Origin of the sequence: Microbacterium suwonense, assembly GCF_030296555.1 — a bacterium.
Classification (GTDB): Bacteria; Actinomycetota; Actinomycetes; order Actinomycetales; family Microbacteriaceae; genus Microbacterium; species Microbacterium suwonense.
On record NZ_AP027728.1, the window covers coordinates 1,498,003 to 1,516,966 of the forward strand.

The 18,964-nt window shown below is 68.4% G+C and carries 16 protein-coding genes, 3 pseudogenes and 1 riboswitch; of the genes and pseudogenes, 15 read left to right on the forward strand and 4 right to left on the reverse strand.

Annotated elements, in window-relative coordinates:
• Positions 1-111: 111 nt before the first annotated feature.
• The 12 genes and pseudogenes from QUE33_RS07555 (at position 112) to QUE33_RS07610 (ending at position 11,170) form a co-directional block, all read left to right on the forward strand.
• Positions 112-675, forward strand: a complete 564-nt coding sequence (locus QUE33_RS07555) for a GNAT family N-acetyltransferase (protein WP_286302872.1) — start codon at positions 112-114, stop codon at positions 673-675.
• A gap of 109 nt (positions 676-784) precedes the next feature.
• Positions 785-1,645 carry an Fpg/Nei family DNA glycosylase gene (locus tag QUE33_RS07560; RefSeq protein WP_286302873.1) on the forward strand — a complete coding sequence of 287 codons (861 nt, stop codon included), beginning with the start codon at positions 785-787 and terminating at the stop codon, positions 1,643-1,645.
• A gap of 306 nt (positions 1,646-1,951) precedes the next feature.
• Positions 1,952-2,093: riboswitch (FMN riboswitch) on the forward strand.
• A gap of 52 nt (positions 2,094-2,145) precedes the next feature.
• Positions 2,146-3,174 (forward strand): bifunctional diaminohydroxyphosphoribosylaminopyrimidine deaminase/5-amino-6-(5-phosphoribosylamino)uracil reductase RibD, encoded by a 1,029-nt coding sequence (gene ribD / locus QUE33_RS07565; RefSeq protein ID WP_286302875.1) that lies wholly within the window; start codon positions 2,146-2,148, stop codon positions 3,172-3,174.
• On the forward strand, positions 3,174-3,803 hold the full coding sequence (locus tag QUE33_RS07570) for a riboflavin synthase (RefSeq protein WP_286302876.1): 630 nt from the start codon (positions 3,174-3,176) through the stop codon (positions 3,801-3,803). The genes ribD and QUE33_RS07570 overlap by 1 nt, the downstream gene beginning before the upstream one ends.
• The gene (ribA, locus tag QUE33_RS07575; RefSeq protein ID WP_286302877.1) at positions 3,800-5,074 is read left to right on the forward strand and encodes a GTP cyclohydrolase II; all 1,275 of its coding nucleotides are present in this window, start codon (positions 3,800-3,802) and stop codon (positions 5,072-5,074) included. The genes QUE33_RS07570 and ribA overlap by 4 nt, the downstream gene beginning before the upstream one ends.
• Positions 5,071-5,546: pseudogene (gene ribH / locus QUE33_RS07580) on the forward strand (6,7-dimethyl-8-ribityllumazine synthase). The gene ribA and the pseudogene ribH overlap by 4 nt, the downstream one beginning before the upstream one ends.
• A gap of 66 nt (positions 5,547-5,612) precedes the next feature.
• On the forward strand, positions 5,613-5,975 hold the full coding sequence (locus tag QUE33_RS07585) for a Fe-S protein (RefSeq protein WP_286302878.1): 363 nt from the start codon (positions 5,613-5,615) through the stop codon (positions 5,973-5,975).
• A 202-nt stretch (positions 5,976-6,177) separates the two neighbouring features.
• Positions 6,178-7,359 (forward strand): ABC transporter substrate-binding protein, encoded by a 1,182-nt coding sequence (locus tag QUE33_RS07590; protein WP_286302879.1) that lies wholly within the window; start codon positions 6,178-6,180, stop codon positions 7,357-7,359.
• Between the two features lie 47 nt (positions 7,360-7,406).
• Positions 7,407-8,285, forward strand: coding sequence for a branched-chain amino acid ABC transporter permease (locus QUE33_RS07595; protein ID WP_286302881.1), 879 nt, complete (start codon positions 7,407-7,409; stop codon positions 8,283-8,285).
• Positions 8,285-9,964, forward strand: coding sequence for a branched-chain amino acid ABC transporter ATP-binding protein/permease (locus QUE33_RS07600; protein ID WP_286302883.1), 1,680 nt, complete (start codon positions 8,285-8,287; stop codon positions 9,962-9,964). Before QUE33_RS07595 ends, QUE33_RS07600 begins: the two co-directional genes overlap by 1 nt.
• A complete protein-coding gene (locus QUE33_RS07605) occupies positions 9,957-10,682 on the forward strand; it encodes an ABC transporter ATP-binding protein (protein ID WP_286302884.1) in 726 nt (241 codons plus the stop codon). The genes QUE33_RS07600 and QUE33_RS07605 overlap by 8 nt, the downstream gene beginning before the upstream one ends.
• Before the next feature lie 74 nt (positions 10,683-10,756).
• Positions 10,757-11,170 (forward strand): MmcQ/YjbR family DNA-binding protein, encoded by a 414-nt coding sequence (locus QUE33_RS07610; protein WP_286302885.1) that lies wholly within the window; start codon positions 10,757-10,759, stop codon positions 11,168-11,170.
• Between the two features lie 32 nt (positions 11,171-11,202).
• Here QUE33_RS07610 and QUE33_RS07615 read toward each other — a convergent pair whose 3' ends face one another.
• Positions 11,203-12,234, reverse strand: a complete 1,032-nt coding sequence (locus tag QUE33_RS07615; protein WP_286302886.1) for a S66 family peptidase — start codon at positions 12,232-12,234, stop codon at positions 11,203-11,205.
• A gap of 155 nt (positions 12,235-12,389) precedes the next feature.
• Here QUE33_RS07615 and QUE33_RS07620 point away from each other — a divergent pair, with 155 nt between their 5' ends.
• Together QUE33_RS07620 and QUE33_RS07625 are read left to right on the forward strand one after the other, a co-directional pair.
• Positions 12,390-12,596, forward strand: coding sequence for an AsnC family protein (locus tag QUE33_RS07620; RefSeq protein ID WP_286302887.1), 207 nt, complete (start codon positions 12,390-12,392; stop codon positions 12,594-12,596).
• Positions 12,597-12,636: 40 nt separating this feature from the next.
• A pseudogene (locus QUE33_RS07625) lies at positions 12,637-14,513 on the forward strand (ABC transporter ATP-binding protein).
• Positions 14,514-14,529: 16 nt separating this feature from the next.
• On the opposite strand, the gene QUE33_RS07630 reads toward QUE33_RS07625, so the two are convergent.
• The 3 genes from QUE33_RS07630 to QUE33_RS07640 form a co-directional block, all read right to left on the reverse strand.
• On the reverse strand, positions 14,530-14,976 hold the full coding sequence (locus QUE33_RS07630) for a hemerythrin domain-containing protein (RefSeq protein ID WP_286302889.1): 447 nt from the start codon (positions 14,974-14,976) through the stop codon (positions 14,530-14,532).
• Positions 14,976-15,419, reverse strand: a complete 444-nt coding sequence (locus tag QUE33_RS07635) for an OsmC family peroxiredoxin (protein WP_286302890.1) — start codon at positions 15,417-15,419, stop codon at positions 14,976-14,978. Before QUE33_RS07635 ends, QUE33_RS07630 begins: the two co-directional genes overlap by 1 nt.
• Positions 15,420-15,517: 98 nt before the next feature.
• Positions 15,518-17,389 carry a phosphoenolpyruvate carboxykinase (GTP) gene (locus QUE33_RS07640; protein WP_378761768.1) on the reverse strand — a complete coding sequence of 624 codons (1,872 nt, stop codon included), beginning with the start codon at positions 17,387-17,389 and terminating at the stop codon, positions 15,518-15,520.
• 111 nt (positions 17,390-17,500) lie between these two features.
• On the opposite strand from QUE33_RS07640, the pseudogene QUE33_RS07645 reads away from it, so the two are divergent.
• A pseudogene (locus QUE33_RS07645) lies at positions 17,501-18,942 on the forward strand (helix-turn-helix domain-containing protein).
• The last annotated feature ends 22 nt before the right edge of the window (positions 18,943-18,964 follow it).

The window sequence follows — 18,964 nt, forward strand, 5'->3', positions numbered from 1 at the left end:
TGTACCCGCCCCGACAGTGCGGAGAGCTCGGCTGTCGGGCCGGTGACGACGCACATCGGGAACGTTCCTGTGCCCCCTACGCTGGTGCGATGGAAACGGTACGCTGGTGCGATGGAAACGGTCGCCCTGCGCACCCAGCGTCTCGTCCTCAGCATCCCCTCCGAAGCCGACCTCGATGCGATCACCGCCGCGTGCCAGGATCCGGAGGTGTCGCGCTGGACGACCGTGCCCAGCCCGTATTCGCGCGACGATGCCGAGGCGTTCGTCGGTCTCGTCGCATCCTGGTGGACGGAAGGCGTCGAGACCGTGTGGGCGATCCGCCGAGACGACGCGCTCGCGGGAATGATCGGCCTGCACAGGATCACACAGCATCCGCATGGCGGAGAAGCCGAGATCGGCTACTGGGGCACCGCAGCACACCGCGGGCAGGGAGTCGTGGGCGAGGCGGGTCGTGCTGTCATCGACTTCGCATTCGGGGAGCTGGGTCTAGCGCGACTGGCCTGGCGCGCCGTGGTCGGCAACGTCTCGTCCGCCCGCACTGCCCGCGGGCTCGGCTTCCGGTACGAGGGAACCGTGCGCCAGGGGCTGACCAGTCCTCGAGGACGCGACGACGGCTGGATCGCTGGCCTGCTGGCATCCGACGACCGCACACCCGTGGACTGGCCGATTCTCTGACGCTCGGATTGCAGGATTCCGCACGAAACGCAGGAACGGATGCCGGCATCCTTCCTGCGTTTCGTGCGATCCCCTGCGATTCGTCCGACCCGCGTGACAGGATGTCTGCATGCCCGAGATGCCGGAGGTGCAGGGACTGGTCGAATTCCTCGGCGAGCGCGCCACCGGGCACACGGTCACACGTATCAGCGTGGCGTCCATCTCGGCACTGAAGACCTTCGACCCACCCGTGCACGCACTGCAGAACGCGGCTGTCACGGCCACTGCGCGACACGGCAAGTTCATCGACGTCGCGTGCGACGACCTGCACCTCATCTTCCACCTCGCCAAGGCGGGATGGCTGCGGTGGTACGACACGCTGCCGACGACGCTCATCAAGCCCGGTCGCAGTCCGATCGCACTGCGCGTCGCACTCGATGACGGCAGCGGGTTCGATCTGACCGAGGCGGGCACGAAGAAGTCACTGGCCGTGTACGTGGTGCGCGACCCGCAGGAGATCCCGGGAATCGCGCGACTGGGGCCTGACCCTCTTGACCCGGCTTTCACGCGAGACGCTTTCGCGGAGCTGCTCGCCGGAAGGCGGATGCAGATCAAGGGGCTGCTGCGCGATCAGAGCATCATCGCGGGAATCGGCAACGCCTACTCCGACGAGATCCTGCACGTCGCGAGGCTGTCGCCCTATGCACCGTCGGGCAAGCTCGACGATGACGCGGTGGATCGTCTCTACGCGGCGATGCAGGACACGCTCCGCGAGGCCGTCTCCGTTGCGTCGGGCAAGCCTCCTGCGGAGTTGAAGGATGCCAAGCGCGCGGGGTTCCGGGTGCACGCCCGGCGCGGGAAACCCTGCCCGGTATGCGGCGACACGGTGCGCAGCGTGTTCTTCGCCGACAGGAGTCTGGAGTACTGCGCCACCTGCCAGACCGGCGGCAAGGAACTGGCCGATCGACGGCTCTCGCGCCTGCTGAAATGACGATCAGAGGTTCTGCTGAAGGTAGCTCAGATCGCCTGCTAACGGTAGCGTAAGAGACCCCCACCCGGGCGGCTCAACTCGATTCATGTGGAGCGGCCGACTTGGACAGGCTCCGATCATCTGCGCTGGCTGAAGGAGCGGATGGGTCCATATCTCACCGACGCGGTCGTGATCACCACTGGTCCTGCCGCCTACCGCCGCGCGGATGGCATTGCCGTGATCCCCGCCTCGCTCCTGGGCCCCTGACTCGACGATTGTGACGGGGAATGAATCCTGCGGCGCCGCGTTGAGTAGACTCGGAGCAATAACGTGCTCCGGGGTCGGTGAGAATCCGAACCGGCGGTGACAGTCCGCGAACGCCTGGTCACAGGCGCCGATCCGGTGGAATTCCGGGACCGACGGTGATGCGAGGGAGATCCTCGCTAGTCCGGAGGAGAGGCAGCACGGGCGACGCCGTCGATGCGTGCCGCCGGCCCCGGGAATCCAGAGAGAGATGACCGATGCCAGCGACCGGCGCAGAACGCGACGCGATGCGGCGCGCCCTCTCGCTCGCGCTCAACGGGCCCCGTGGGGTGAATCCGCAGGTCGGCGCGGTCTTCCTCTCTGCCACAGGCGAACCGATCGCAGAGGGATGGCATCACGGTGCCGGCACACCGCACGCCGAGGTGGATGCGCTCTCCCGGCTCACTCCCGATGCGGCGCAGGGTTCGACGGCGGTCGTCACCCTCGAGCCCTGCAACCATGTCGGCCGCACCGGACCGTGCGCCCAGGCGCTCATCGACGCGGGGATCGCCCGCGTCGTGTATGCACTGGACGATCCGGGCGAGGCGTCCAGCGGTGGTGCGGACCGTCTGCGCGCCGCCGGCGTCGACGTCGTCGCGGGCGAACAGGCGGATGCCGCTCGTGCCCAGCTCAGCGACTGGCTCGCCGTGCAGCGGCTGGGGCGCCCGCACGTCACCGTGAAGTGGGCGCAGAGCCTGGACGGTCGGGCCGCGGCATCCGACGGCAGCAGCCAGTGGATCACCGGGCCAGCCGCACGTACCGACGTGCACCGCCGCCGCGCACTCGCCGACGCGATCGTCGTGGGCACGGGCACCCTGCTCGCCGATGACCCATCGCTCACCGCCCGCGACGGCGACACGCTGCTCCCCCACCAGCCCGTCCCGGTCGTGATCGGCTCACGCCCGACTCCGGCGGATGCCGCTGTGCATCGGCATCCGCACTCGCCGCTGTTCTACCCCACGCACGATCTGGCGGCCGTGCTGGACGATCTGCGCGAGCAGGGCGTGCAGCGTGTGTTCGTCGAAGGCGGGCCGACCCTGGCCAGCGCCTTCGTCACCGCCGGCCTCGCCGACACCGTGCTCGCCTACATCGCCCCCGTGCTGCTGGGCGGCGAGCGCATGGCGCTCACCGACCTCGGCGTGGCGAGCATCGCCGACGCGCGTCGGCTCACGATCGACGAATGGCTGCCGCTCGGCGACGACCTGCTCGCGGTCGCCCACCCGTCTGCTCTGGAAGAAGGAAGCTGATGTTCACCGGAATCATCGAGGAGATCGGCGAGATCGCCGCGATCACGCCGTCCGGAGACGGCTGGCGGCTCACCGTGCGTGCGCCGAAGGCCGCGTCGGATGCCGTGCACGGCGAGTCCATCGCGGTCAGCGGCGTGTGCCTGACCGTGGTCGGCTCGACTTCCGACACCTTCGACGCGGATGTCATGAAGCAGACCCTCGATGTCTCGGCGCTCGGCACTGTGCAGGTCGGCACGCGTGTCAACATCGAGAAGGCGATGCCGGTGGGGGCGCGCCTGGGCGGGCACATCGTGCAGGGCCACGTCGACGGCACCGGATCCGTGCAGGAGGTGCGCCCCGGCGAGCAGTGGCGGGTGCTGCGATTCTCGCTGCCGGCCGAGCTCGCGCCGCTGGTGGTCGACAAGGGCTCGATCAGCGTCGCCGGCACCTCGCTGACGGTCAGCGCCGTGTCGGATCCGGATGCCGCGCGGCCCTGGTTCGAGGTCTCGCTCATCCCCGAGACCCTGCAGTCCACCACCCTCGGCGACCTCGCCCCCGGCGACCCGGTGAACCTCGAGACCGACATCCTCGCCCGACACGTGGAGCGCCTCCTCGCGTTCCGCACCCTTCCGGAAGGAGGCTCGCGATGAGCCTTGCCACCATCGACGACGCACTCGAGGCGCTGCGCGCCGGCAGACCGGTGATCGTCGCCGACGACGAGAACCGTGAGAACGAGGGCGACATCATCATCTCGGCCGAGCTCGCCACCCCCGAGGTGATGGCCTGGATGGTGCGCTGGACCTCGGGCTTGATCTGTGCGCCCATGCCCGCGGACCTGGCCGACAGCCTGAACCTGCCGCCCATGGTGGAGAGCAACGAGGATGCCCGTTCCACCGCCTACACGGTCAGCGTCGACGCCGCCGAAGGCGTGACCACCGGTATCAGCGCCCACGATCGTGCCCTCACGCTGAACGTGCTCGCGAACCCGCAGTCGACCGCGACGAGCGTCATCCGGCCCGGGCACATCCTGCCGCTGCGCGCTGTGGACGGCGGCGTGCGTCAACGCGGCGGTCACACCGAGGCCGCCGTCGAGTTGATGAATCTGGCCGGCCTCCAGCCGGTCGGCGCGATCGCCGAGGTCGTCGCCGACGACGGCAGCATGATGCGCCTTCCCGGGCTGCTCGAGCTCGGTGAGCGCGAGAGCGTCCCGGTGATCACGATCGAGCAGCTCATCGTGCACCTGAACGAGACCGACCCGCGCGACGACGACGCCTGCGCCGCGCAGAAGACGCAGCGCAGGGTGAGCCTGCGCGCCGATGCGAATGTCCCGACCTCGCACGGTGCCTTCCGGTTCCTCGCCTACAAGGATCGCGTCACCGGCACGGATCACATCGCGGTCGTCTCGGGCACCCCCGGCGAGACCGCGCTGGTGCGCGTGCACTCCGAGTGCCTGACCGGTGAGGCGTTCGGGTCACAGAAATGCGAGTGCGGGCCGCAGCTGCAGGCGGCACTGGACATGATCGCCGAGGACGGCGGCGTGGTCGTGTACATGCGCGGCCATGAGGGACGCGGCATCGGCCTGATCAACAAGCTGCGCGCCTACAGTCTGCAGGAGGACGGGCTCGACACCGTCGACGCCAATCTCGCACTCGGCCTGCCCGCCGACGCCCGTGAATACGCCGCCGCAGCAGGCATCCTCGCCGACCTCGGGATCTCGAAGGTGCGCCTGCTGACCAACAACACCGACAAGGTCGACAAGCTGCGCGAGCTCGGACTCGATGTGGTCGAGCAGGTGCCGCTGATCGTCGGTGTCGGCCCGAACAACCACCAGTATCTCGAGACCAAGCGCGATCGCATGGGCCACATCATCGGCGAGACCGAACTGGCCGCAGCACTCGCAAGCGGAAAGGACCACGCATGAGCGGCGCCGGAGCACCCACCCCCTCGCCCCCGTCGACGGGAGCGGCCTGCAGGTCGTGATCATCGCCGGCACCTGGCACGAGACCATCACCGACGGACTCATCGCCGGCGCCCAGCGCACGCTGGATGCCGCCGGCGCCGCACATTCCGTGGTGCGCGTGCCCGGCTCCTTCGAGCTGGCGCTGGCCGCGCAGGCCGCGTTCGCCGGAGGAGCGGATGCCGTGGTGGCACTGGGCGTGATCATCCGGGGCGGCACGCCGCACTTCGAGTACGTGTCCGCAGCGACCACGGACGGATTGACGCGGGTGGCTCTGGATGCCGGAAAGCCGGTCGGCTTCGGCGTACTCACCCTCGACGACGAGCAGCAGGGTCTGGACCGTGCCGGCCTGCCGGGCTCGAAGGAGGACAAGGGCGCCGAGGCCGCGGATGCCGCGCTGCGCCTGGCACGGGTGATCACCGAGCTGCGCGGCTGAAGCGCGTTCGCCGTCGTCGGCCGGTATCAGATTTCGCCCGGGCACGTTCCTGGCTAGCCTGGGGTCATGGAAACCCTCCGTCAGATCGTCGTCTTCGTCCACATCATCGGCTTTGCGGTGCTGTTCGGAGCCTGGGCCGCTCAGGCCTTCGGCGGCAAGAAGCAGTTCACCGCACTGATGAACTACGGTGTCGCGATCGCCGCGATCGCGGGACTGGCCCTCGCTGCCCCCTGGGGGATCAGCTGGACGCCTGGCGCGAGCTTCTACATCAAGATCACCGTCAAGCTGGTGGTGCTGTTGATCATCGGAGCGTTCATCGGCATCGGCATTGCGCGGCAGAAGCGCAACGAGACCGTACCGTCGGTGCTGTTCTGGGGTGTGGGAGTGCTCACCCTGGTCAACGCCGGCATCGGCCTGCTCTGGCACTGATCCATCCCGCGCGGCCCCATCCGCGCGGCGGTGCGGAAGGGGCATTCCCGCGCGCGTATGATCGATTCATCTGCGCTCCCGCGCCGTCCATGGTCGAGGCTGACGGTGTGAACGCAGGTGGTTCCGGCCCTGCCGGGACAGCCCGGCACCAGGGCGACCCACATCATTCACACCGTGCGCCTCGACGATCACGGAGGTTCACATGCGCAAGATGTTCCGCAACGCCGCTCTGCTCTCGGCATCCGTCCTGCTCCTCGCCGGCTGCAGCGCCACCGGTGACGGCGGCAACGGCGGCGGCGACGCGAGCGGCAGCCTGAAGGGCAGCGGCTCGGGCGACACCTGCACGATCGAGGGCACCGTGCCCCTGGGCGCGGCGCTCAGCCTCACCGGCGCCGCCGCCAGCTACGGCGAGTCCCAGCAGAACGGCCTCAAGCTCGCACTCAAGGACATCAACGCCGAGGACGGCGTGAAGTACGACCTGAAGATCGAGGACGACGGCACCGACCCCAAGCAGGCCATCGGCGTCTTCGAGAACTTCGTCTCCGACGGCACCAGCGCCGTGATCGGACCCACCCTGTCGAACACCGCCTTCCAGGCCCAGCCGATCGCGCAGGAGGGCGGGATGCCCGTGCTGGCCATCTCGAACACTGCCGACGGGATCACCGCACAGGGCGACTTCATCTTCCGCGACTCGCTGACCGAGGGCCAGGTCATCCCGCAGACCATCAAGGCCGCCACCGAGAAGTTCGGCCTGAAGAACGTCGTGGTGATGTACAGCAACGACGACGCGTTCACCGAGTCGGGCTACAAGGTGATGGCCGCCTCTCTCGAGGATGAGGGCGTCGACGTGGCCGACACCCTGAAGTTCTCGGTGAAGGACACCGACTTCCGCAGCCTGCTGACGGCGGCGAAGGAGAAGAAGCCCGACGCCATCGTCGTCTCGGCGCTCATCGAGGCGGCGATCCCGCTGGTGACCCAGGCCCGTGAGCTGGGAATCGATGCTCCGATCATCGGCGGCAACGGCTTCAACAACCCGCAGCTGATGAAGGACGCCGGTGACGCCGCCGAGGGCGTCATCGTCGGCGCCGCATGGAACTCCGCATCGGACAGCCCCGAGAACACCGCGTTCATGAAGGCCTACGAGGACGAGTACGGCTCCGGCCCCGATCAGTTCGCCGCGCAGGCATACACCGGCCTGAAGGTTCTCGACTACGCGGTCCGCGCCAACTGCTCCGGCGAGCGCACCGACATCCAGGACGGGCTGACGCAGGTGAAGGATCTGAAGACGCCGCTGGGTTCGCTGACGATCAACTCCGACCGCGACGCCGAGCACAACGCCGTCGTGCAGATCGTCGAGGACGGCAAGTTCGCGGTTCTGAACTGACCGTTCCGTTCTGAACCGCCCCATCCGACGACCCGCCGGGAGCCTCCATGCTGCAGCAGCTGCTGAACGGCCTGTTCCTCGGTTCGATCTACGCGCTGTTCGCCATCGGCTTCACGCTGGTGTTCGGCATCCTGGATCGACTGAATCTGGCCCATCCCTCCGTGTTCGCCGCCTCGGCGTTCGTGGGCATCTGGCTGACAGAAGCCTTCGACCTGCCGCTGTGGCTGGTGCTGATCCTCGTGTTCGCGTTCGGCGCGGTCATGGGGCTGCTCATCGAGCGCATCGCGTTCCGTCCCCTCAAGGACCGGCCCGATGCGCACTTCGCCGGGTTGATCTCGTCGATCGCGATGGCCGGGATGATCGTGGCGCTGCTGCAGGCCGTGTTCGGCCCGAACACCAGGAGGTTCCCGGTCGGCACGATCCCCGAGGACGCCCTGGAGTTCGGTGATCTGACGGCCAGCTGGCTGCAGATCATCATCCTGGCGGTGTCGTTGGGTCTGATGATCGCGCTGAGCCTGCTCGTGCAGCGCTCCCCGCTGGGCCGGTCGATGCGCGCCGTGGCCGAGAACCCGACCGCGGCGCGCGTGCTCGGCGTGAATGTCGACCGGGTGACCGCGCTGACCTTCGCGATCTCCACAGCGCTCGGCGCGGTGGCGGGTGTGCTGTTCGCGCTGAACGTGAACAGTGCGCAGCTGGGAATGGGCAGCGCGATCGAGCTGAAGGGGCTCGCCGTCATCATCGTCGGCGGGATGGGGTCGCTGTCGGGCTCGCTGGTGGGCGGTCTCATCCTCGGTATCGCCGAGGTGTTCGCGATCCAGTACATCGGCTCCAGCTGGCGTGACCTCATCGCGTTCGCACTGCTGTTCGTCATCCTGCTGGTGCGGCCCGAGGGGCTGTTCGGCAAGCGCAAGGTGCGTGAGGTCTGATGCTGTTCACCGAATCGACCCTCGTCTTCATCGCGCTCAACGGCGTCTTCGCGTTCTCGTTCTACGCGGTGCTCGTCGCCGGCCAGCTCAGCCTGGCGCAGGCGGGCTTCGCCGGTGTCGCCGGCTTCACCGCCGCTGCCCTGACTCCCCCGCCCGCCCAGTGGGGTCCGATCCCGACGCTGCTTTTCGCGATGGTGGTCGGGATGGTGGTCGGCGCCATCGCCGCGGTGATCCTGGGACTGCCGACCATGAAGCTGCGCGGGGTGTACCTCGCGATCGCGACGCTCGGGTTCGCCGAGGCGATCCGCATCTTCCTGCTCAACTCGGAGTGGACCGGCGGTGCGCAGGGCATGTCGGTGCCGAAGACCCTCACACCGGTGGTGGCGTGGGGCGTGCTGGCGCTGGTGACCTACTGGTTCGCACGGCAGAGCCGCTCCCGCTACGGGCGCGCGCTGGAGGCCATCCGCGAGGATGAGCTCGCCGCGCGCTCGATCGGCATCAACGTCGGTGGGCACCGGCTCTCGGCCTTCGTCGCCGCCGGTGTGCTGGCGGGCCTGTACGGCGTGATGTGGGCGTACTACGTGCGGCTGGTCGCGCCCGAGGACTTCGGCTTCAGCACGGCGATCGACGGGCTGGTCACTGCTGTGGTCGGCGGCACGGCGAACTTCGTCGGCCCGATCCTGGGCAGCGGATTCCAGACCCTGCTGCCCGAGATCCAGCGCACCATCGGCATCGAGGCCGGCTGGATCCGGCCGTTCATCTCGGGCCTGCTGCTGCTGCTGGTCATCCTCTATCTGCCCGGCGGCATCGCGAGCCTGATCCCGCGGCGCCGTCAGAAGGTCGACGTCGCGTCGCTGCAGACGGATGCCGCGCAGCTCGCCCTGCGAACCCACCCGGTGCCGGGAGAGGTGGTCGTCGAGCTGAAGAGCCTGGCGAAGGAGTACGGCGGCGTGCACGCCGTACGCGGAGTGGACCTCACCGTGCGCAGCGGCGAGGTGGTCGGACTGATCGGACCCAACGGTGCGGGCAAGACCACCCTTGTGAACATGATCAGCGGGCTCATCCCGCCGTCCTCCGGCGCTGCCACGGTGCTGGGCAAGCCGATCGGCCGCACCCCGGTGCACAAGATCGCCGCCGCCGGCGTCACCCGCACCTTCCAGCACTCCAAGCTGTTCAATCGGCTCACCGCGCTGGAGAACGTGCTCATCGGCGCGCATGTCGTCGCCAAGCCGACGTTCCTGCGCCGCCTGATCTGGTTGCCCTCGGCCCGTCGTGACGAGCGCATCGCCCTCGCGCACGCCGCCCGCTGCCTGGACCGGGTGGGGCTGCTCGACAAGGCGAACACCACCGCGAAGGGCCTGTCCTACGGCGATCAGCGGCGGCTGGAGATCGCCCGCGCACTCGCCGCGGATCCCTCGCTGCTGATCCTGGACGAACCCGCGGCGGGCATGAACCACGTCGAGGCCGATGGACTCAGCGCGCTGATCAAGGACCTCGCCGCCGACGGGCTGACGATCATCTTCATCGAGCACAACGTCGGCATGGTGCTGGACACCTGCGATCACATCATCGTGCTGAACTTCGGGGAGGTGCTCGCCGACGGCGCCCCTGCGGACATCTCCGCCGATGAGCGCGTGATCGAGGCGTACCTGGGAGCTGCGGAGGAGAGCCATGAGTGAGCCGCTGCTGAGCGTGCAGGATCTGTGCGTGTCGTACGGGCGCGTGCAGGCCGTGCGCGGCATCTCCTTCGATGTCGCCGCGGGCACGCTGGTGACGCTGGTGGGCGCGAACGGTGCCGGCAAGTCGTCGATCATCAACGCGATCTCCGGGATCGTGCGCCCGTCGGCCGGCACGATCCTGTTCGAGGGCTCGGACATCACCAGGACCAGGTCGCACAGTCTGGTCCCCCGGGGCCTGGTACAGGTGCCGGAGGGCCGGCAGATCCTCGGAACCATGTCGATCGCCGAGAACCTGCAGATGGGTGCCCGCTCGCACACGTCGGGATCGGCATCCGCCATCGACGAGATGTACCAGCGCTTCCCCGTGCTGGGCGAACGCCGCAAGCTGCCGGCCGGCTCGCTGTCGGGCGGCGAGCAGCAGATGCTCGCCATCGCCCGCGCCATGCTGGCGCGCCCGAAGCTGATCCTGATGGACGAGCCCTCGATGGGGCTCGCCCCCAAGATCGTCAACGAGGTGTTCGCCGTGATCGACGAGGTGCTCGCCGGCGGAACGACCGTGCTGCTGGTGGAGCAGAACGCCCGCCGCGCCCTGCAGGCGGCCCAGGAGGGGCACATCCTGCAGAACGGCGAGATCGTGCGCTCCGGTGCCTCGGATGCGCTGCTGGCCGACGACGACATCATCCAGGCCTACCTCGGCACCGGACGGGCGAAGGACTGACGACGCCGCACCGCGTGCGGATGTGACGTGCAGACGCGGTGTCGCACGAAGGGGTCGGCGCGTACGCTGTCGGCATGGCGACGATCGAGGATGTGCGCCGGATCGCGATGGGCTTCCCACGCGTCGTGGAGAAGGTCAACGGACACAGCGGCGGACCGTGCTGGCGGACGACCGCGGGAATGGTGGCCTGGGAACGGCCGCCGCGCAAGCGCGATCTGGAGCAGCTCGCCGCCCTGGGCAGACAATGGCCGGACGGCGTGGTCATCGGCATCCGTGTTGAAGGGGAGCAGGCGAAGGCGGCCGCGCTGGAGACGTATCCCGAGATCTTCTTCACCACCCCGCACTTCGACGGCTTCCCCGCCGTGCTGACGCGGCTGGAGTCGATCGATGAGCAGCTGCTGCGCGAGATGCTGACGGATGCCTGGCTGCTGCGGGTCCCCACCACGGTCGCAAAGACGTGGCTGGCCGAGCACGGGCTGTCGGAGTAAATCCAGTCGAAGGGCTCCTCCGACCGCTTCCGTCAGTACGCGGCGCGCACCGTGCGCGTCTCGCCGTCCATCATCAGCTCGCCGCCGTAGGGCAGGATCCACTGCGGGCGGGTGTGCCCGAAGGGCACGCCGACGCAGACGACGGCATCCGGGTTGTACTGGCGGACCTGCTCGATCACGGCGTCGCGTTGAGCGGTGCGGAGTCGGGCCCGCTCCCCCGCCGGGGGCATCACGTCGAACGAACTCACCGGCGGGCGCGCGACGAGCACACCCGAGAACGCGCCGAGCAGGCCGCGCTCGCCGTACGCGCGCAGCTGCTCGGTGACGACATCGGCGGCAGTCAGTCGCTCGCTGGTCTCCAGCAGCAGGATGCCGCCGGCGAGCTCCTCGTTCGACGGGAGCCGATCGGCGAGCGCGAGCTGGTCGAGCACTTCGAGGCAGCCGCCCCAGGTGCGTCCGGTGACCTTCTTCGCCAGCCCCGCCCACGTCCACGGTTCGGCCGGTTCGCGGTCGCCGAACTCGGCGAGGGCTGCGGGGTCGTCCCAATGCCGGCCGAAGTCCTCGGACTCTCCCGGCTCGGTGAGCTCGATCTTCCCGCCCTCCTGCAGCGCGGCACGCAGCGAGCGCAGATGGATGTCGTCGACAGCCGGGCCGGCGCCGAGGTGCAGCTGGGTGGAACCGCCGTGGAAGGCTGCGATCCCGTTCCGCCACAGCCAGTTCAGCAAGTTCGTGTTGTCGCTGAAGCCGAGGAACGGCTTCGGGTCGGCGAGCGCGAGCGACGGGTCCAGGTGCGGGGTCACGAGGATCTGGTCGTCACCGCCGATCGTGGCGAGGATGCCGCGGATGCTCGGATCAGCGAACGCCGCATTCACGTCGGCCGCTCGCGCCTCGGCGCTCGCGTCGAGCAGTCTCGTGGTCGGGTACTCCACCGGTACCAGACCGGTGAGCTCTGTCAGCCGGCGCATCGCCCGATCATGGATCGTGGGGCCCTCCGCCGGTGCGGCGAAGGCGGGCGAGAGCACTGCGACACGGTCACCGGGCTGGGTTTTCGGTGGAATCAGCATCCGTCCATGATGCCCGTTCCCGTCGCACTTTTTGTCGCTTCCAGCCGTGTCCCGGCGGCAGAAAGTGCGACGGGGACTGACCGTAGACCTGAGCATCGCAGCCAGCGCGTCAAAACAGGTTGACAAACGAAGGATGTCAACCTAGATTGACAGACATGATCGATCGCACCGCCCTCGCCACCGATCCGGCCGGTGAACCGCTCGCCGAGCTGCACCGCCTCGCCGGCATCCGCCGCGAGATCGCTCGTGCAGAGGAGGCCCAGGTGCGCCGCGCACGGCTCGCCGGCTACTCGTGGCAGGCCATCGCGAGCGCTTTGGGCGTAACCAGACAGGCGGCACATAAGAAGTTCGGCAGACAATAGAGGGTCCCCACGCAACACTTCCCTCAAGAACGAGGTCCCCATGGCTCGCACGGCGACAGCACGCCGCCGCGGGCGCGGTGCGCAGCAGGACGGCCCGCGCGCCACGTTCCGCCAGCTGCTCCCCTTCCTGCTCGAGCACAAGAAGGTGCTGGTCGGAGCCACCGCGCTCAGCATCGTCGGCGCTGCCGCTTCACTGGCGCAGCCCCTGCTCGTCGGTCAGGTCATCGACCGGGTGCAGCACGATCAGGCGCTCGGCGCGCTGGTCTGGCTGCTGATCGGGCTGGTGATCGTCGCATCCGTGATCTCCGGTTATCAGCACTACCTGCTGCAGCGCACCGGAACCGCCGTGGTGTACTCCAGCCGGCGACAGCTCATCGCCCGCATCCTGCACCTGCCGATCAGCGAGTTCGACTCCCGCCGCACCGGCGACCTCGTCTCGCGCGTGGGCACCGATACGACGCTGCTGTACGCCGTGCTCACGCAGGGACTGGCGGATGCCGTCGGCGGTGCGATCCTGTTCGTCGGGGCACTGATCGCCATGCTCGTCATCGACTCGCTGCTGCTCGTGCTGATCGTGCTCGTGATCGGCGCCTCGGTCGCACTGGTCGTCACGCTCAGCGGACGTATCCGCACCGCATCCGCCGCCCAGCAGCAGAAGGTGGGCGAACTGGCCTCCGGCATCGAGCGCGGGATCTCCTCCATCCGCACCGTGCGCGCATCCGGCGCCACTGAGCGCGAGACCGCGGCCGTCGACGACCTGGCCGGAGAGGCGTACGGCCTGGGCGTGCGGATCGCGAAGATCTCCTCGATGGTGGTGCCGGTCGCCGGTATCGCCCTGCAGGTCTCCCTGCTGGTGGTGCTCGGGGTCGGCGGATTCCGTGTGGCATCCGGGGCGCTGAGCATCGCGTCCCTGGTCACCTTCATCATGTTCCTGTTCATGCTGGTGATGCCGCTCGGGCAGGCCTTCGGCGCGATCACCTCGGTCAACCAGGCGCTCGGTGCGCTCGGCCGCATCCAGGAGATCCTCGACCTGCCCACCGAGACCCAGCACGACGAATCGGATGCCGCAGTCACCTCTGCCCCGGTCGCAGGCTCGCCGGCCCTGGAGTTCCGCGATGTACGGTTCCGCTACCCCGACGCCGTCGTCGCCGCCCGCGAAGCAGCGGCGAAAGAAGCTCGGAACGTGCTGGCCGACGCGCACCTGGAGGCCGCCGAGGCTGCCACCACCGAGGTCGACCGCGATGTGCTCAAGGGGTCTCCTTCGCGGTGCCGCGCGGCGCCCGGGTCGCGCTGGTCGGCCCCAGCGGCGCAGGCAAGAGCACGATCCTCTCGCTGGTCGAGCGCTTCTACGACCCCACCGGCGGATCGATCCGGCTGGCCGGTCACGACGTGCGCACGTACCCGCGCCAGCAGCTGCGCGCGCAGTTCGGCTATGTGGAGCAGGATGCGCCGACCCTCGCCGGCACACTCGCCGAGAATCTGCGGCTGGCTGCACCGGATGCCACGGATGCCGACTGCGAGCGGGCGCTGCGCTCGGTGAACCTCGGCGACGTGCTCGAACGCAACCCGCTGGGCCTTCAGGCCCCGGTCGGCGAAGACGGTGTGATGCTCTCCGGCGGCGAGCGCCAGCGCCTCGCCATCGCACGAGCACTGCTGACCGAGGCGCCGATCCTGCTGCTGGACGAATCCACGTCGTCGCTGGACGGCGTCAACGAGCAGCGGATGCGGGAGGCCATCGACGCCGCCGCCGCCGACCGCACGCTGATCGTGATCGCGCACCGGCTGTCCACCGTGGTGGACAGCGACCTCATCGTGGTGCTGCAGGACGGCGCCGTGGTCGGCCAGGGCACGCACTCCGAACTCGTCGACGAGGTGCCGCTGTACCGCGACCTGGCGAGGCACCAGCTGCTGGTCTGAGCACTCTCCGCGAAGGTCAGGCCTGCTCGCAGACCCAGCCCTCGGGGTAGGTGCCGTCGCGCAGGAAATCCGCGAGCTCGGCGCGCACCTCATCGTCCAGGTCCGCGTCGGCACGCGGGTAGACGATCGGCTCCTCCTTCTTGTTGTGCTCGTCCAGCAGCACGAGAAGGTCGCGACATGCGGCGTCGGCATCCTCTCCGGCGGTGACGGCGGCATCCACTCCGTCCATGGCGCGCCACAGCTCACCGTGCTCGCGCAGCATGACGAAGATCGGCATCATCATCGTGGGCTTGAGCGGCGGGAACAGGAACACCTCCTCGAGGTAGATGTGCCGGCGGAGGGCGAGCATCGCATCGCGCAGCGCCTGCGGGTCGCCCTCGTCGCCGAGGAACGCCTCGATACCGTCGTCGATCGCGCGATGCTCTACCGTCAGCGCCTCCGCCAGCGCCATCCCCTCGGTCATCAGTCCGCCAGCTGGGCGTCGACCGTGATCGTGGCTCCGGCGAACAGTCGCGAGACCGGGCAGAGCTTGGCGGCCTCGTCGACGATGGATGCAAACGTGACGGCGTCCACACCGGGAACGATAGCGCGCACCGTGATCGCCGAGGTCGTGATCGTCGGGGCGCCGTCGACCTCATCGAGTGTCACCTCGCTGGTGACGACGAGCTGCTGCGGCGGCGTCTTGTGCTCTCCGAGCGTGAGGGCCAGCGCCATCGAGAAGCACGAGGAGTGTGCGGCGGCCAGCAGCTCCTCAGGACTGGACTTGCCCGCCGGCGCCTCGGTGCGCGAACCCCAGGTCACCTGCTGGCCATCCAGCGCTCCGCTGCTGGTGGAGCCGAAGGTTCCGGTGCCGGCTGCCAGAGTGCCGTCCCAGGTGGTGGTGGCCGTGCGTGCTGCGATGCTCATGTCGCTCCGATCTCGTGTCGTTGTCCACAGTCGTGGTATTTATCCACAATAAACCCTGTGGAAAATACCGCCAACACCTCGACAGCCGAGAACGGCGCTCAGCGCGCAGTGGAGAGCCGGTACCGCAGCGCATCCAGCTCGCTGCGCAACGCGGCGGGAAGCCTGTCGCCGAAGATCTTGTAGAACTCCTCCGTCGAGTCGGCCTCGGCCTGCCAGGCGTCGACATCCACGTCGAAGAGCTCGTCGAGATCGGCATCCGTGATCTCGAGCCCCTCGAGGTTGAGATCCTCGCGACGGGGCAGCCGGCCGATCGGGCTGTCGACGGCGCCCACCTCGCCGGAGATCCGACGGATGATCCAGTCGATCACCCGAGAGTTGTCGCCGAACCCGGGCCAGAGGAAGCGGCCGTCCTCACCACGGCGGAACCAGTTCACCTGGAAGATGCGCGGCGCGCGGTCGAACCGCAGCGTGCGACCGACCTGCAACCAGTGGCCGAAGTAGTCGCCCATGTTGTAGCCGCAGAACGGCAGCATCGCGAACGGGTCGCGGCGCAGCTCCCCGACCGTTCCTTCAGCGGCGGCCGTGCGCTCGGACGAGATGGTCGAGCCGAGAAAGACGCCGTGCGTCCAGTCGGTCGCCTCGACCACGAGCGGCACATTGCTCGCACGGCGACCGCCGAACAGAATGACATCCAGTGCGACACCCTCGGGCGACTCCCAGTCCTCGCAGATCTGCGGGCACTGCGCGGCAGAGACGGTGAAGCGGGAGTTCGGGTGCGCGGCCGGGCGACCCGACTCGGGCGTCCACGGGTTGCCCTGCCAGTCGATGAGGTTCGCCGGCGGAGTGTCCGTCAGACCCTCCCACCACACGTCGCCATCCGGGCGCAGTGCGACGTTCGTGAAGATCGTGTTGCCCCACAGCGTCTCGACGGCGGTGACGTTGGTCGATTCACCCGTGCCGGGCGCGACGCCGAAGAAGCCCGCCTCGGGGTTCATCGCGTACATGCGCCCGTCCGCACCGGGGCGGATCCAGACGATGTCATCGCCGAGGGTCTCCACGGACCAGCCCGGGATGGTCGGGCGCAGCATGGCGAGGTTCGTCTTGCCGCACGCCGAAGGGAACGCCGCCGCGACATGGTAGGCCCTGCCCTTCGGATCGGTGACGCGGATGAGCAGCATGTGCTCGGCGAGCCAGCCCTCATCCCTGGCGATCACCGAGGCGATGCGCAGCGCGAAGCACTTCTTGGCGAGGATGGCGTTCCCGCCGTAACCGGATCCGTAGGAGTACACCTCGAGAGTGTCCGGGAAGTGCACGATGTACTTCTCGTCGTTGCACGGCCACTCCACGTCGACCTCGCCCGGCTCCAGGGGCGCACCCACCGAGTGCACCGTCCGCACCCACGGCGCACCCTCAGCGATGCGCCGGGTGACCGCGTCGCCGACGCGGGTCATGATGTTGATGGAGGCGACGGCGTACGCGCTGTCAGTCACCTGCACCCCGATGTGCGAGAGCTTGCCGCCGACGGGACCCATCGAGAACGGGATCACGTACATGGTGCGGCCCCGCATCGAGCCGGCGAAGACCCGATCCATGGTGGCGTGCATCTCGGCCGGATCCGCCCAGTTGTTCGTGGGGCCGGCATCCTCTTCCTTCTCGGATGCGATGAAGGTGCGCGCCTCGGTGCGGGCGACGTCACTGGGGTGCGAGCGGGCGAGGTACGAGCCCGGACGCCACTCGGGGTTGAGCTTGATGATCTTGCCCTCGTCGACGAGCTGACGCAGGATCGCATCGTTCTCGGCGCGCGACCCGTCGACCCAGTGCACGCGGTCGGGCTGCGTGAGCGCGGCGATGCCGTCGACCCACGCGCGCAGCTCCGCCATCGCCGGAGTGTCGTAGGCCGGCACGTCCCCGAGGCTGCGCACGGGGGCGACGGACGGAATGCTGTGGACGTAGGTGTCAGCCATAGCCATGTCTGCTCCTTGGGAAGACGGATGCGATACATCCATCTTCCGCACACTTTCGCCATGCTTTCGGTCGTTTCGCTGGGAAAGAAGCTCATTTCTTTCGGGTATGCTCAAGGAATGGCGACAAGCGGACTCGAACTCAGCACTCTCGGACATCGCATCCGGCACCATCGCACGAAGAAGGGTTTCACTCTCGACGAGCTCGGTTCCCTGGTCGGGATCGCGGGTTCGCAGCTGAGTCTGATCGAGAACGGCAAGCGCGAACCGAAGCTCTCACTGCTGCAGGCGATCGCGCAGGCATGCAACACCGATGTCGCCGACCTCATCTCGGGTGAGCCGCCGAATCACCGCGCGGCGCTGGAGATCGAGCTGGATCGCGCGCAGGCGAGCCCGGTGTTCCGGCAGCTGGGCATCGCCCCTGTCCGCGTGTCGAAGAGCATGAGCGACGAGACCATCGAGGCCGTCCTCGGGCTGCACCGAGAACTGCACCGTCGGGAGCGTGAGGCGATCGCCACCCCCGAGGAAGCCCGGCGGGCCAATACCGAGCTGCGCCTCACCATGCGCGCCAAGTCGAACTACCTCCCCGAGATCGAGTCCCTCGCCGAGAAGCAGTTGAAGGCCGCAGGGCATGTCTCGGGGGCCCTCACGCACCGCACGGTGAGCATCATGGCCGAAAAACTCGGGTTCGAGCTGATCTACGTCGACGACCTGCCGCATTCGACCCGATCCATCACCGACCTGGACAATGGACGCATCTATCTTCCACCCGCCTCGATCCCCGGCGGGCACGGGCTACGATCCATGGCCCTGCAGGCCATGGCGCACCGGCTGCTCGGACACACCCGCCCCACCGACTACGCTGACTTCCTGCAGCAGCGGCTGGAGATCAACTACTTCGCCGCGTGCTGCCTGATCCCCGAGACGGCCGGGGTCGCGTTCCTGCAGCAGGCGAAGAAGGATCGCAACCTCGCCGTCGAGGATTTCCGCGATGCGTTCGGCGTCACGCACGAGGCCGCCGCCATGCGTATGACCAATCTCATGACGCATCATCTCGACATGCGCCTGCACTTCCTGCGGGTCGATGAGGATGGGGCGATCACGCGGGTGTACGAGAACGACGACCTCACCCTTCCGATGGATGTCACTGGCGCGGTGGAGGGCCAGCCTGCATGCCGCAAGTTCTCAGCGCGCGCCGCTTTCGAGCAGCGCAACCGCACCACCGAGCACTACCAGTACACCGACACCCCTTCGGGCACGTTCTGGTGCGCGACGCAGACGGGATCCACCGCCTCGGGCGGCTTCTCGATCACGGCAGGCGTGCCATTCGACGACGCCCGCTGGTGGCGGGGTCGCGAGACCTCGCACCGCGCGCAGTCGACCTGCCCCGACGAGGCGTGCTGCCGCCGGGCACCGGCGACCGTCTCACAGCGCTGGGAGGGCCGTGCCTGGCCGAGCGCCCGCGTGCACACCCACATGTTCTCGCCGCTCCCCGCGGCGCGTTCCCGGGTGTCGACGAGAATGAGGTCTACTCGTTCCTCGACCGGCACGCCGGCGAGTAGCATCCGCTGCTCTGCCGGATGC